Origin of the sequence: uncultured Victivallis sp. (assembly GCF_944391105.1) — a bacterium.
In the GTDB taxonomy this organism is placed as follows: domain Bacteria; phylum Verrucomicrobiota; class Lentisphaeria; order Victivallales; family Victivallaceae; genus Victivallis.
In genome coordinates, this window is sequence record NZ_CALXSK010000020.1 from 1 (window position 1) to 14,801 (window position 14,801).

A 14,801-nucleotide genomic window follows, 5' to 3' on the forward strand; every position below is an offset into this window, starting at 1 on the left:
CTTCGGACGGCAAAAAAAATCAAAAATGGTGGTGGGAGATGGATTCGAACCATCGAAAGCGGTGCTAGCAGATTTACGCTCTGCCCGCTGTACCGGAGTATGAACATTGCGGCGGCGCTTATGTAAATTGCTGGATCTCTTTCAATGCTGTTGAGCTTGTAAACGATCTCGCGCAATTCCATGTCGAAAAGAACGGGTGGCGCGTAAAGGAGTTCCGGACGCCGCCCCGCCCGGTCAACGCCGACGATCCGGAACTTGATCCCTTCTCCCGGCAATGCCGCGCAGAGGCGGTGGAGAAGGGGTATTCCCTCTCGTTTTATCCGTGGAGAACCGGAGAAAATCCGCCGCAGGACGCCGACGCCATGATCCGGGAACGGAATCGCGCCCGGCTGAAGAAAGAAATGCCCGCTCATCAGGAACTCCGCCCGTCAGAAAGACAACAGCCGCCCGAAATTCGCAGACGGCTGTCTCATTCGCTTATTTAATCGGAATGAAACCGGAAAAACATGGGAGCCAATGGCGCCAGTTCCCCTGTCGACTCCAATGGCCGTTCGGCCATCAGATCATAAAATTCACCATCGCCGGAAAGTGTGATCCGACGCGGCTTCCGATTGTAGTTCACCACGTTGACAAGCCAACCGTCGCGATCCGGAACCGCGCGGAAAAAGAGCCCGTCCCGGTCCGGTCCATCAACCCGGAGTTGAAAAGGCAGGGGGGAACTCTCATCCAGCAGAGCCTTCCACTCTTTCCCCGCAGGAACCAGGACAAAGGCGGGACGTTTCGTCAAGGGATTTCCGTAAGAGTCGAATTGCGGAGGAGTGCCGGTTGCAAACAGTTTGCCGCCGCGCACGGCAAATTCCCGAAGCCGTTCAGCCGCCCCCTGCGAAATGTGGGTCGCGTCGGTCGCGATGATAACCCGGAGTTCTCCGAAATTTCCCGCTTCAAGCTGCTTTTCGCTGATGAACCCGATTTTGTGGCCGGTAAAGCAGAGCTCCGTATAAGTCTCCTTCAATGTCCGACTCCAGTTGGCGCTGTTCTGAATCAGCGAAGAGGGAGAGTAGAGTATCCCAACCCGGGGCTTCGCCTGTACGAAGGCCGTGATCGGCTCTTCGAGACGGTTTGCATCAAGAAGCGCCCGGGCATGAGCCACGATATTCGACGGCCGGTGGTAGATCGAGCCGCGCAACGCGGCGTCCCGATCGCGTTCAAACGTGTTTTCCAGCCAGACCCAGGTGACGATGCCGGCGGCTCCCTGCAGGAACTGCTCGAAAACCGAGGTGTAAATGTGCTCCTCTGGAATAATTTGCGTCTCACCATCCCGGATGATATGACTTTCCGTGTTCATGATGCGCATCGGACGCAGGGAGTACTGCAGGTCATGTGAAAGAGCGATGGAGCTCCACGCGCTGATCCAGTGATCGGATTTCCAGGTCATGCCGGCATCGTTTCCATTGTAGTCGCTGAACTCCGCAAAGAGCTCGGGATCCACGGCGAAATCGACCCCCATCGGCAGCCAGGTTGCCCCGACCATGATTTTCACATGAACCGGCATATCCGGCATGTACTGTTTTACTTTTTCCGCGAGAAACCGGTGAAAATCTGCAAAAGAACACCTCCGGAACTGTTCGAACTCGTAACGAACCGCAGGATTTTCTGCAGGATCGGTTCCGGCAAGTTCCTCGAAATTCCGGAAATTCCGTCCGGATATCCGGTTGAATCCGGCTATCTCGCCATACCGTTCTTCACACCATTCCCGAAACAACTTCCGGGTCATGGGATTCGACCAGATCGCCCCGGAATAGTTCGGTTCATTTGCCAGTACGATGCTGTGCAAACCATTCCGATACGGGGTGTCCCGCAACAGCGGCAGCAGGCAGTCGAGGTATGCGGAAAGCATTTCCCGCGACTCCGGCGCATTGACTTCGTAATGGGTCAGGCCGTTGCCCCGCTTCAGTTCAGGATGATCTTCCAGCCACCATTCCGGATGGTAGTGCGGGGAGAGCAGCAGCGCCACTTTGACATGGTTTGCACAGGCCGCTTTCAACGCCGGTTCTATCCGGTTGTAAAACTCTCCGGGATCGGCGGAAAATGAACCGTTTTCGCCCCGCTTCTTCAGAAAATACCGCGGCCCGGTTTCAAATTGAATCAGATTCGCACCGATGGCGGGAAAGTATGGAATGTCCCGGATCACATCATCAAAATGTCCGTAGCCGGCAAAAAACATCGGACGCAATTCCTCTTTCCCGGCAGTGACGGTCGAAACCACCGGAAGCCCGGCGCGATATTCCCGGACGGGAGAGTTTCGGTACTCCGATGCCGGAGGTACGAAACCCGCCCCCGCCGCAGCCGACTCATAATCCGCCACCGTTTGAGCCAGTTCCGGAATAACCCGTTCCCCGAGTTCCAGATAGTGCTCCAACTGTTCCGGCGACTGTTTCTGCTCCAGATATCGCTCGTGCAGGGCAAGCTGTCGTTCGATGACCGCCGCCCGGATATGCTGCACCGGGTCGCGGGAATTTTCCCGCGCGGTAGAGCGGGCCGTCTCAAACCGTTTCCGCAACGCGGCAAGTTCCGGACGCTGCCTGCCCGGAAGATCGATCTTTTCGGCACTCCCGCCGGAGATTCTCCGTCCCGGAAGGGAAAACGAAAGCTCAAAAGCCCCTTTCGCAATTTTTGCCAGTGGCAGCCTCACTTCCCGGGTGACGATCTCATCGCGCCGCACCGGCGGCATTTCCGGAAACGGCAGCGAGAATTTTTCTCCCCGGGAATCTTTCAGCTCGGCAACGGCTTCCCAGTTCCCCGTCTGCTCGATGCCGGTGAGGAAAAGTGTGCCGGTCAGTTCCGTCGGACTGCGCCGCAGCCCCGCCTTGAAGAATCCCGTCGGTTTTTCCCGTTCAAAGAGAACCAGTGTATTCAGCGTCATGTCCTTGGAGTCGTGGATGCCGCGCTGCAGAAAAGCGACTTCGCGAATTCCATCGAAATTGATGTTGAAAATGGCATTGAATGTGAAACTGTCGGCGTTTCTGAAGTCCGGATTGGGAAACAAATTCCACTTCAGTCGAGCGGCGATCCGGTATCCATCCGGCGTGATTCCGCCATGGAGATCGACTTCGTCGCGGGTCAGCTCCCGGTTCCGAGTCCAGCAGTAGGAGACGACGCCTTCGGAAGTGGGAGAGAAACCGATTTCCAGGTCGCCGGATTCATATTTTCCTGCAAAACTGCTTTCGGGACTCAGGCTGATCTGAAGAGAGTCGAAATTCCACATGGAATTCCCCGTCCCGCCCTTGACGTTTTGTTTGACCACATCTGCGAGGATGATGATTCCCTGCGAATCCCGGGCGAGTGCGATTTTTCCCCGAAACCGATCCGGTGCAATTGGCGATTTCCCTGTATAAAATCTCCCGCCGGCCGGAAGCTCAACCGTTGCAAATCCAGCGGGAATCCCCGTCTCGACAACAGACTCCAGCGGAATGTTCAATGGTTTCGCCGTCAAAAGCCTTTCCTGCTGAAACTGCTCCGGAGCGATTGCAGTCCCGCCCACCGGCTGAATTCGAACTTCGTCGATCCACACCCCGTCCGTGATTCCTTCGGAGAGAATGAGAAACGGCGCTTTGCCGTTTTTGACATCCTCCGGGGGGAGGGTGAATTCGAAATCGTGACGTTTCCAGTTTTCCGCAACTTTCGGATAGAAGCGGATCCGCCAACGGTCGCCGATCGCAAAACCGAAGTTGTTCACGTTTTCTCCTTTCAGCTTGCAGCTCAGGCGGTAGCGGAGATTCGGCCTCAGCGGCACCTGCTGAAGAACGCAGGAGTAGACGCCGGGTTTCCACGGGGAGGCATTTTTCAGAAACAGCGCCTGCCTCCCTTCGGTTGCAATGTTGTCGATGAGGTAACATTCACTGCGGGCGTTTCCCACCCGGTATTCCCACCCTTTCGGAATTCCGCCGGGAGAGCCATCTTCAAAGGAACCGTTCTCTATCGCCGCGGAACGGCTGGTCAGTCCGATGAAGAGAAGCAGAAGCCCCGTAGACAAAAATCGCTTGAATTGCATCAATTTCATCCCATCTGCTCCCAGCTGATTATAAATCCTGTATGACCAGTTCTTTCAAAATGATTTTCGTGAAGGCCTGAGGAGACTCTTTCAATTCCTCCCGGCTGCGCGCGGCGGCGTGCCCGTCCGCGTAGGCCGCATTCATCCGATTGTTGTGTGCAAGCCACGGTCCGGACGTTTTGCCATCCTGGATGATTGTCGGCATGAAATGCGCTGCGCCCCGCTCCGCATCCACGCCGGAAATCCGGACTGTGTCGACCATGAGCTCGGTCGTACCCGGCTTCGTCATTTTCCGGATCAGAAAAACATGGTATTCCGGAGACGACCTCTGCCAGCGGGCGAAATCCCCGTATCGAGCCTTTCCGTACCAGTAGGCGGAACTGTCGGCTGCCGGCCGGAAAAATCCGTAGGTGTACCAGCCGCTGTTGAAGTTCCAGGTGTAACGCGTCGACGGACAGTTCATGACTCTCGTGTTGCCCGTGTAGTTCAGATTATAGAAAATATTTCCCCAGGTGCCATTTCCCTGAATGTAAAATACGAACTGATCATTGAAATCCCCTGCGTACATCAATTGAAAACCCATGCTCTGCTTCAGATTGCTCAGGCAGTTCGCCCCCCGCCCGCGTTCCCGCGCCTGGTTCAGCGCCGGCAGCAGCATTGAGGCAAGTATTGCGATAATTGCAATTACTACTAAAAGTTCAATCAATGTAAAATTCAACTGTTTTTTCTGCATTTGACGGATTCCTGTTGCTGTTGATTCTGATCTGGATGCGATATTCATATTTTTATCCTTTCTGTGAAACCATGCCAACGGATTTTCGTTCAAATACGATCGGCAGATTCCGAACCGTGATGATCTTCTCCGGATCGGGATGAATAAAGTAGTCGTCAATAGCCTCCGCCAGCGACTTTGCACTCGCTTCCGGGCTGCATGCGACGGTTGTCACCGGCGGATTCATATAGCACGGATCGCGGGAATATCCGTAACCGATGACGCTCAAATCTTCCGGGACACGAATCTCATGCTCATTCAAAGCACGCAGCACCCCTTTGCACGAATCGTCGCTGATGACGAAGAGCGCGGTAAAGTCGAGCTTTCCGTTCCTCCGATCAAGGTAACGCATCATCGCGTCATACGCCTTCTCGACGGCATAATCCCAGGAGTTTGTCCGGCACGGGATGACTTCCACCGCGCAACCGAACAGTTGCGCATAGGCCAGAAAACTGTTGTATCGAATATTGACTTCTCCGGAAAATGGTTCGCACGGCAGCAGTCCCAACCGGTTGTGCCCGTGTTTCATCAGATAATTCACCACAAGCAGCGCCCCGTATTCGGAATTTCCGCAGGTCGAATGCATCGAAACATCGGCCATCTGTCGTTCCAGACAAATAACAGGCATGGGCAGACGGTTGATGAAAGCGGTTTCCTCATGAGTCAGCGCCTTGCCGGAAAGACCGAAAATCACGGCGTCGGCATTGCAGTTTTCGAGCAGACTCCGGATGTCGGAGAAACTTGGATATGGGACCGGAGAAAGCAGATAGGTTCCGCGATATTGGTCAAAAGCGGTTTTCAGCGACTCCCTGAGATATTGCGGAGAATCTCCCGGCCAGTCCGGATAAAGGTAGACAATCGTGCGCATCAGCGAAGTCCGTTTCACAAAGACTCCGCTTTTCGGCCGAACTTCAAGCATTCCCCGGTTTGAGAGTTCCGCAATTGCGGAGTTGACCACGCGCCGGCTCACGCCATAGCGATTGACCATTTCGCGCGCCGAATAAAAACGGCCTCCCGCATGAAAGCGGTTCAGTTCCGTTACCAGTTGCTCTGACAGCTCCCGGGTTTTCTGCTTCATCATCATGCAAATCGGCCTCCTTTTCATAAATAATTATGATGGACGTCCGCAGTTTTGTCAATTTATGTCCGCAGTTTTTTTTCGAATATAAAAAAAGCGCCCCCCCGGAAACAGCCGGGGGACATTTTTCAATTCGGGAAATCGTGTTGCACACAATGCTTCACTTTGTCGGCCGGACCACCACCACCCCGTCATCAACCCCGGTGACATCGGTGGCGTCTGGACCGACTTCAATGAGGGTCTTCAGGTACGGCCCCGGAGACTCCACCCGGTTGTTCCGGAACGTGACCCGTTCGACTTTATCGATGGAAATCAGCGCCTCCGGGTGGTAACCCAGCGCCCGGCCGCGGTCGCTCGGATTCCACTGCGGGCGGATAAACCGGTTCCCTTCGACCAGAACATCCTGCGCGTTGTCGATGTGCAAATTGGTTCCATCCTGATTCTCAAAGACGTTGCCGAGAATCCGGATGTTCTGGTGGCCGTAACCGGCCGGTCCCTTCGACGGTGCATCCGACTTGATGTTGACCGCTCCCAGCACATACGATTCCGGTTTGGTCACGCCGGTCGAATATGAGTTGCTGCGGAACGTATTGTTGCGGATCGTCAGATTCCGGCTGTAACACGACTCGTTCCAGCCGAACTGCGGCGTGGCGATCAGCCCCGCAACCGTCGACCCTTCGATGAGATTGTTTTCGATCAATCCATCGTCGGCTTTGATCAGGAATCCGCGCGCCCGGTGGTTGCGGATCACGCAGTTCCGCACCACAAAGCCGCTCCCGGCGGTGTCGGGCGTACTGAGTCGGGAACCCGCCGGAATCACCGGCAGGTCACGATCGCTCTCAAGCCGGTAATAGACCAGTTTGTCGGCCGGCAGATGCGGCAGCCGGAATCCCGATTCCGCCTTGTCCGTGGATTTTACCACGGCTTCGCAGAGAAAACGCTCCCGCGGATCGAACAGCCGGATACGCATCCCCGGCTTGAGCGGATTCACATTCTGCCGGGCCAGATAGTAGAGTTTGCGCCCATCGGCCTGCATCACAAGCATGTAGGAGGAGTGTATCGGAATCGCATCATCGCACATCCCCTCAAGCAGGCACCCTTCGAGCGTCGGTCCCTTGCGCGTACCGCCCGAGTGAAAGGCGTCGGCAACCGATGAGATCAGCGGATCAACCGTCGCCCCCTTCGGGCGCGGTCCATAGGTGAGCGTATAGTTAAAATAGTTTCCTCCGTTGCCGCCGGCCTCCTGTACGCCGAAGACTCCGGCCGACTTGATGGTGACGTTTTCGAGGCGGCAATTTTCACAGACGTCGAGCGTGATCGCCATCCGGCCGCGGGTCCCGCGAATCGCGATCAGGTCCCGTCCCGGCGTCAGATCGGTTTTCAACTTGGCGGGCATGTCGCCGTTCACCCGGATCCCGTAAACCCGGTCGGAACGTTTCATCACCTTGTTGTAATAGATGTCGTAAACACCCGGCTTCCAGCGGCGAGTGTCGGGATCGAACAGATATCCCACGCTGTTGGCATCGGGCGCCGGATACCCCTTGTCGATTTCCACTTCGAGCGTACCATCCTTCAGGTTTGCTCCGATGACCCGCCCCTGCGTGAACGGCGGAATTTCATTATAATAGAGCAGACCGCGCAGCGTCACACGCTTGCAGTCGCGCAGAAAGACTCCTCCCCGGGTCGGATCGGTGCTGACCAGCGACACCCCCGTCGCGTCGATCTCCATATCCTGAAGCCCCTTCAGGAAAAGCAGATGGTCCCGATCCGTCGCACCTCCGCGGATCACGCCGGGAGTGATCCGGACTTTTTTCACCTTGTCCCGGGAGGCCTCCATCAGTTTCTGCTGGAGTTCGTCCGGCGTCCGGGCCGTGATCGTGATCCCTTCCGCGAAAGCTGCCCCGACCGTCGCGAACGCGGTCAGCGCCACTGCCAACAACTGTCTGCAAAACGCCAACTTCATAACATATCCTTTCTTCTTCCGAATGGAGATGGGTTCGTTCTTATTCCGGCAGATCGAGTTTCTGGTCGGGCGCATCCGGAGTGCGCCCATTGAAGAAGTAACCGCCGAATTTCCGGCGTTCAAAACCGGCGTGCCCGTCGAAGAACAGCAGCCCCGCCCGCAGATTGTGCATCAGCCCGAGGCAGTCCCGCTGGCTCAACGCCAGACTGTGCCAGATGTTCCGGCCGCCATCCACCAGCGTCATTCCGTCAAAGATGACCGGAAACTCCGACGGCGTCGCCCGAACCCGGTTCGGCGCGATTCCATTGGTTTCGTTGCCGGAGTCGGCCACCATGGTGCCGACCTGTTTGAAATGAGTGCTGTATGTCGGCGCACTGTGGGTGCCGCGCATGGAATAGATCCAGGAATAGTGGGAGAATCCGCGTCGGTTTTCCGGGCAGATCAGCGTGCTTTGTTTTTCATTCACCTGCTTCCCCAGATAAGAGAGATCTTCAAACAGCCTCCCCCATGAAGAGTCGCTGCTGTACTGAACCGGATACGCTTCCGGCGTCCAGTCTCCGAAGTCCCGCATGTAAAACTGCATCATCGTGCCACATTGTTTAAGATTGTTCAGGCATTGCGCCGACCTCGCCCGGTTTCGCGCCTGATTCAGGGCCGGCAGCAGCATCGAGGCGAGGATCGCGATGATCGCAATCACCACGAGGAGCTCTATCAAGGTAAACGCCGCTTTGACCGTTGCATGGCCGTGGGTGGCGGGAGGCGTGTCCGCCGCCCCCCGCACCCCCTGCGTCCGGCAAGGTGCCGGTGCCGCGTACGGGGCGGTCACGGACTCGGCTGCGGTCGGCCGGCGCGAGGGGAAAGAGCCGCAAAAACGCGAACGGCTCTTCCCGCTTTTCTGCGGAAAGACCCATTCGCGTTTTTGCTCCACTTCGCCGCTTGCCGAGCGGAAACTTTGTTGCGGAGCGATGACTGGCCGACGGGGAGTTTGATGGTTGTTCGGTACGGGGAGAGACGCGGCTGCCATAGCCGCTTTCTCTCCCCCGAACCCCTCTCTTGACTGCCCGGTGCAGACAAGGAAAGAATGGTATATTTGACAAGTTTTCACCACGAGGAGCTCGATGAGTGTAAATTTCTGTCTGACCGTTGCCGGATACGGTTCATCAGAACTGCGGGTCGCAGCAGTGGAACTCCATTCCGAGTGGATTTTCTTCCGGGGAAACATGTCCGGCGCGGTTATCGGGAAGCTGTGACGTTTCATAAGATCGTTTCTCCTTTGATGATGAGGTGATGGTCGGCAGTAAGATTGAGCGTGCAGAGCGAACCGCGTTCCACCAGCGTCCCGGAGAGCATGCGGTTGCTGATCGGCAGCGTCAATTCGCGTTTTGCCGCGTCGATGCGGGAGAACAGTTCGATCGCCGCCATTTTGCCGATCTCGTCGAGCGGATTGTGAATGCTCGAAAGCGGCGGATGCAAACTTGCACAAATCGAGATCTGATTGTCGAACCCGAGAATACTTAAATCCTGCGGGATCCGGATTCCGCGTCCGATACATGCCCGGTAAAGCCCGACACATCCCCAGTCGTTCGCCACCACCACCGCAGTCACTCTCTCCGGATAAGAGAGAAATCGTTCCAGCGTCTTGTCCAGCAGCGGGGGAACCGGATCGGGACTCGGAGCCGCAACGGTCGCGAATTTCCGTGAGATGAAAAGTTCGGGACGCCACAAACCCGCCTGCATCATCGCCTCCCGAAACCCCTCGCCTCGCGAGCGAAACATCTCACTTTCCGGATTGTGGTTGATGAACGCAATCACGCGATGTCCGCGGCCGATCAGTTCCCGGGCTGCAATCGCTCCCGCAGAACGATTGTCCAGAAAGACCTGCGAATAGCGGCAATGAGGGTAATTCGTCCCGAATCCAACCACCGGAATCACCTCCGCCAGCGCATTGAGTCTTTCGCATCCCGGATCGTTCGGGCCGAAATTGTGCTTGATGAGAAGCCCGTCAAACCGCGCCAGCCGCCGGAAAAAAGCATCTCCGCCAAGATCCTCCAGCGTGAAAAACTGTGTCTCCGCCCGGTAAGCACCGCAGACCGCTTCAATGCCGGCAGCATAAGAACGGGCGAAATAGGAATCCTTCCATCCATTGCGCGTATCGTAAAAAAGCACACCGATCCGACCGCCCTCCGCCGGATTGCGCCGGCTGCTCCGGCGCGGGCGGCGCAAGGGGACGTAATGATTCGCCCGAATCACGGCAAGCGTCTGCTCCCGAAGTTTCGGGTCGATGTTTGCGGCGTTGTTCAACACACGGCTGACTGTACCCAGCGAAACGCCCGCCTTCTCCGCAATGTCTCGAACGGTGAACGGTTTTTCCATACTGCAAATCCTGTTTTTCATGAAGTAATTATAATGAAATTGGAAGGAAAAAGCAAGATCAAACGAATTTTCCCGTGAAAAAACCTCCTCCGAAATCGGCTGTTTCATGAACTATCCGGCTTTGCAGATAAAAAAACGCCCCCCCAGGAATCGGGAGGACGTTCTTTGAAGCGGTGAAGAAACGCCTTACGCCTTGCTGACACGTTCCGCGTAGGCGCCGGTGCGCGTATCGATCTTCACGATGTCGCCCTGGTTGATGAAGAGCGGCACCTGAATCTCGTAGCCATTGTCGATCTTGGCCGGCTTGGTCACGTTCGTGGCCGTGTCTCCGCGGACGCCCGGCTCGGTGTCCACGATCTCCTTCTCGATGAAGGTCGGCAGCGTGATCTCGATCGGCTCGCCGTTGAAGAGCAGGAAGTTGCAGAGGCTCTCCTCGATCAGGAAATAGACCTGGTTGCCGAGCGTCTCGGCCGAAACCGCCATCTCTTCGTAGGTGTTCGGATCGCTGAAGATGTAGTGGTGCCCGTCGAAGTAGGAGTAGTACATCTCGCGCTCTTCGAGATTCGGTTTCTCGATCTTGTCGGTCGGACGATAGGTTTTCTCCATGCCGGAGCCGTTCACGAGGTTGCGCATGCGGCAGCGGTAGAGCGCGGTGCCCTTGCCGGGCTTGCAGAAGTCAAATTCGGTGATGACCCACGGCATCCCGTCGATCTGGATTTTGAGGCCTTTCTTCAGGTCGGAAGCGCTGAACATGTTCGTTTTACTCCTTGAGTCAACTGGTTTCTGTCGTTGAAATTTTTACGTGAACTGGATAATATACACCCGGTTACGGCTGTTTTCAAGCCGTCGGGCGTCGGCTTTTGATTCTGAAAACAGAAGTTTTGAATTTATTTGCCGCCCGACTTCTCTTTCGCCCCCTGCGGACGGAGTTTGCGGATCTGATCCCGCAGATCGGCGGCGCGTTCGAATTCGAGCGATTCAGCCGCGGCGCGCATCTCTCCGGTAAGCTCGGCGATCAGTGCGTCAAGATCTGTATCCGAAAGTCCGAGTTCGGAAATATCGGTCGCATCCGTGAACATGTTTCCGGCAAGTTTCGGCATTTTCGTCTTTTTCTTCCCGCCGTCGTCGGCAGGGGCAACGATCTCGCTGATCGTCAAACTCTTTCCCTTCCGGATTGTCTCCGGGACGATTCCGTGTTCCTTATTGTATGCGATCTGCCGTTCGCGGCGCGCATTGGTTTGATCGATCAGCTTCTGCATGCTCGGCGTGATCTCGTCGGCATAGAGAATCGCGCGACCGGCCTTGTTGCGTGCGGCCCGCCCGGCGGTCTGCACAAGCGACCGCTCCGAACGCAGAAACCCCTCCTTGTCCGCGTCAAGAATCGCCACGACCGCGACTTCCGGCAGGTCGATTCCTTCGCGCAGAAGGTTGATTCCGATCACGCAGTCGAAGTCGCCGTCGCGCAGTTTGTTCAGCACGCGCACCCGTTCAAGAGCGTCGAGTTCGCTGTGCAGATAGGCCGCCTTGATGTCAAGTTCGGCAAAATAGTCCGCGAGCCGCTCCGAGGCCTTCTTGGTCAGCGTCGTGATGAGCACCCGCTCCTTCGCCGCCGCGGCGCGCTTGACTTCCGCAATCACATCATCGATCTGTCCTTCAAGCGGCCGCACCTCGATGACAGGGTCGAGCAGTCCCGTCGGGCGAACAACCAGCTCCACCGGTTTTCCGGAGCGGACCAGTTCGTACTCGCCCGGCGTCGCCGAAACGAAGATCGTATCCCCGGTGATCTGCTCAAACTCCTCAAACTGCAGCGGCCGGTTCTCCAGCGCCGACGGCAGCCGGAAACCGTGATCGACCAGCACCTGCTTGCGGTTCCGGTCGGCGCGGTACATCGCCTGAAGCTGCGGAATCGTAACGTGCGATTCGTCGATGATCGTCAGAAAATCGTGCGGAAAAAAGTCAAAGAGGCAGTAAGGCCGCGCCCCGGGACGCCGGTTTGCAAGGTACATCGAATAATTCTCGATCCCGCTGCAGTAGCCGATCTCCTTCATCATTTCGATATCGTAGGTCACACGCTGGTAGAGTCGCTGCGCCTCGACCAGAAGATTGTTCCGTTCGAACCACGAGACCCGGTCCGCCATCTCGGCAAGGATCGCATCCGCCGCCCCCTGAATCCGCTCCGGCGGGAGCACGAAGTGGCGGCATGGAAAGAGCGTGACGAATTTCGGTCGGGTCTTGATCTTGTTCGACCGTACGTCGCGCCGCTCGATCGATTCGATCTCATCCCCGAAGAACGAGATCCGGATATAGTCGTCGCGCTGCGGCTCAAATACGTCGACCACGTCGCCGCGCACCCGGAACTCCCCCTTTTCCGGGGCGGTGTCGTTTCGCGTGTATTGAATGTCGACGAGCCGCCGCAGGATTTCGTCACGTCCAAGTGTGTCGCCGACTTCGACCCGCACACAGAGGTCGGCATAATCGTCCGGAGAACCCAATCCGTAGATGCATGAAACGCTGGCAACGACAATCACATCGCGCCGTTCAACCAGGCTCGCGGTCGCGGAGAGCCGCAGTTTTTCGATGTTCTCATTGATCGCGGCATCCTTGGCAATATAGGTATCGGTTTGCGGGATGTACGACTCCGGCAGATAGTAGTCGTAATAACTGATGAAATATTCGACCGCATTCTCCGGAAAAAATCCCTTGAACTCGCTGTAGAGCTGCGCCGCAAGCGTCTTATTGTGCGAAAGCACCAGCACCGGCCGATCAAGCTGCGCAATGGCATTCGCCAGCGTGAACGTTTTCCCGGAACCGGTTACGCCGAGCAGCGTCTGGTAACGCTGACGATTGCGCAGATTCCTCACCATCTGTTCGATCGCCTGCGGCTGATCCCCCGCCGGTTTGTACGGAGCGTGTAACTGAAACAAACTCATAGTCTTGTAACTTGAAAATTAAAAAGTGACGAAAAAACAACGGGAAAATGACGGCTCAAGATCCCCTCCTGTTCTTCAACATTCACCCCGGGAAACCATTTGCAGGCGGGACCATGCCGGAGAGGTCGCTGCACTGTTGATAGACCCGCAGCCCGAACACCGGCAGAATTGCGAGCAGATGGTCGAAGATGTCGGACTGAATGCCTTCGTAAACCGCCCAGCGTGTATCATTGGTAAAACAGTAAATCTCCAGCGGAATTCCGGTGGCTCCGGGCTGGAGCTGTCGGACAAGCAGCGTCATATCCTGCCGGATATGGGGGTTGTGTCGAAGGTACTCTTCCACATATGCACGGAAAGTTCCGAGATTCGTGACCCGTCGTTCGTTGACGGGGCGTGCTCCCATCTCTTCGAGTTTCCGGTTCCACTCCGCAAGTTCTTTCCGTTTGTGTTCAAGGTAGCGGTTCAGCACAACAAATTCTTCCAGTCGGACAACTTCTGCATCCTCAAGAAAGCGAACGCTGCGTTGATCAATAAAGAGGGACCGCTTGATGCGCCGACCGCCGGCCTCCTGCATACCGCGCCAGTTCTTGAAGGAGTCGGTGATGAGTTTGCGCACGGGCAGCGTGGTAATCGTCTTGTCCCAGTTGCGTACTTTGACGGTATGAAGAGCGATTTCGATCACGTCACCGTCCGCGTTCTGACTCGGCATTTCAATCCAGTCGCCGATCCGTACCATGTCATTGGATCCGATCTGGAGACTTGCCACAAGCGAGAGAATCGTATCCTGAAAAATCAACATGAGTACCGCGGCCATCGCACCAAGTCCGGAGAGCAGGATCAAAGGATTCCGGTTGATGAGGGTCGCGATGATGAGGATTGCTGCGACACAGAAAATGACGAGTTTACCGAGCTGCAGGTAACCCTTGATCGGTTTGTTCGGAGCGTCCGGGCGTCGGTTGTATAGGATTCCCGCCAGGTCGAAGGCCTTGGCAAGGCTGAGTCCCACCGTGAGGACGAGGAAGGCAATGCAGACATTCCGGATGATGGTCTGGAGCGTCTCGTGCACTTCCGGAATTGCGGACGCTCCGTATGCGAGCACAAGCGCGGGAACAACGTTTGCAAGTCGTGCGGCGATGGCAATTCTGGCGTTGTTTTCCTCGGCGTCCCGGGCGGGAAGCGCGTGAAGTATGCGCACAAGACCGCGCAACAGCAGCCTTTTGGTGACCCAGTTGGCGAGCAAAGCCGCCAGAATCAGTCCGGCCGCGACAATTGCGCTGTAGATTCCCGAATGTGCGTTTTGAAAGTTTTGCAGTTGTTCCAACCAGTTTTCCATATCGTCTCTCCGATTACGGTCACACCTTTCCCCAGTGGATTGCAGGCCGGGATTACGGTGTCGAGTCAATCTCACAGCGGTTCAGCGGTAAAGGAGCTCACGCCATGTTGCTCGGAGTGCCCCGGTTGCATGCAGGAATCTCAGCCGCCGAAGTTCCCTCCTTCCGCACCAGAGTCAAAAGCTCTTGAGCAGACCAACAGAAAGAGGGGTTGCATGAGCATCGAAGCTCCGCCCTGCCGCGAAAGGTAAGATAGCATGGAAAGCCCGGATTGCAAATCAGATTCCAGGAATTGCCGGGAAA

11 protein-coding genes are annotated in these 14,801 nt (G+C 56.3%); 1 reads left to right on the top strand and 10 read right to left on the bottom strand.

Features of this window, described 5'->3' with window-relative positions:
• From Q0K10_RS07830 to Q0K10_RS07855, 6 genes are all read right to left on the bottom strand, one after another.
• Positions 1-413 (bottom strand): hypothetical protein (locus Q0K10_RS07830; RefSeq protein ID WP_294505487.1); only part of this gene is annotated, 413 nt, incomplete at its 3' end.
• A gap of 68 nt (positions 414-481) precedes the next feature.
• On the bottom strand, positions 482-4,060 hold the full coding sequence (locus Q0K10_RS07835) for a beta-galactosidase (protein WP_294505489.1): 3,579 nt from the start codon (positions 4,058-4,060) through the stop codon (positions 482-484).
• 19 nt (positions 4,061-4,079) lie between these two features.
• Positions 4,080-4,784: a type II secretion system protein gene (locus Q0K10_RS07840; protein ID WP_294505492.1), complete on the bottom strand. Its 705-nt coding sequence runs from the start codon at positions 4,782-4,784 to the stop codon at positions 4,080-4,082.
• Between the two features lie 52 nt (positions 4,785-4,836).
• On the bottom strand, positions 4,837-5,907 hold the full coding sequence (locus Q0K10_RS07845; RefSeq protein WP_294505495.1) for a LacI family DNA-binding transcriptional regulator: 1,071 nt from the start codon (positions 5,905-5,907) through the stop codon (positions 4,837-4,839).
• 154 nt (positions 5,908-6,061) lie between these two features.
• Positions 6,062-7,864, bottom strand: coding sequence for a right-handed parallel beta-helix repeat-containing protein (locus Q0K10_RS07850; protein WP_294505497.1), 1,803 nt, complete (start codon positions 7,862-7,864; stop codon positions 6,062-6,064).
• Positions 7,865-7,904: 40 nt separating this feature from the next.
• Positions 7,905-8,888, bottom strand: coding sequence for a type II secretion system protein (locus Q0K10_RS07855; RefSeq protein WP_294505499.1), 984 nt, complete (start codon positions 8,886-8,888; stop codon positions 7,905-7,907).
• Positions 8,889-8,982: 94 nt separating this feature from the next.
• Here Q0K10_RS07855 and Q0K10_RS07860 point away from each other — a divergent pair, with 94 nt between their 5' ends.
• Positions 8,983-9,114, top strand: coding sequence for a hypothetical protein (locus tag Q0K10_RS07860; RefSeq protein ID WP_294505501.1), 132 nt, complete (start codon positions 8,983-8,985; stop codon positions 9,112-9,114).
• Between the two features lie 4 nt (positions 9,115-9,118).
• On the opposite strand, the gene Q0K10_RS07865 is transcribed toward Q0K10_RS07860, so the two are convergent.
• The 4 genes from Q0K10_RS07865 to Q0K10_RS07880 form a co-directional block, all read right to left on the bottom strand.
• The gene (locus tag Q0K10_RS07865) at positions 9,119-10,237 is read right to left on the bottom strand and encodes a LacI family DNA-binding transcriptional regulator (protein ID WP_294505504.1); all 1,119 of its coding nucleotides are present in this window, start codon (positions 10,235-10,237) and stop codon (positions 9,119-9,121) included.
• Between the two features lie 186 nt (positions 10,238-10,423).
• Entirely contained in the window at positions 10,424-10,990 is a 567-nt protein-coding gene (gene efp / locus Q0K10_RS07870; RefSeq protein ID WP_294477364.1) for an elongation factor P, read from the bottom strand.
• A 134-nt stretch (positions 10,991-11,124) separates the two neighbouring features.
• Positions 11,125-13,167 carry an excinuclease ABC subunit UvrB gene (gene uvrB, locus Q0K10_RS07875; RefSeq protein WP_294505506.1) on the bottom strand — a complete coding sequence of 681 codons (2,043 nt, stop codon included), beginning with the start codon at positions 13,165-13,167 and terminating at the stop codon, positions 11,125-11,127.
• Between the two features lie 82 nt (positions 13,168-13,249).
• Positions 13,250-14,500, bottom strand: a complete 1,251-nt coding sequence (locus Q0K10_RS07880) for a mechanosensitive ion channel family protein (RefSeq protein WP_294505509.1) — start codon at positions 14,498-14,500, stop codon at positions 13,250-13,252.
• Positions 14,501-14,801: the final 301 nt, after the last annotated feature.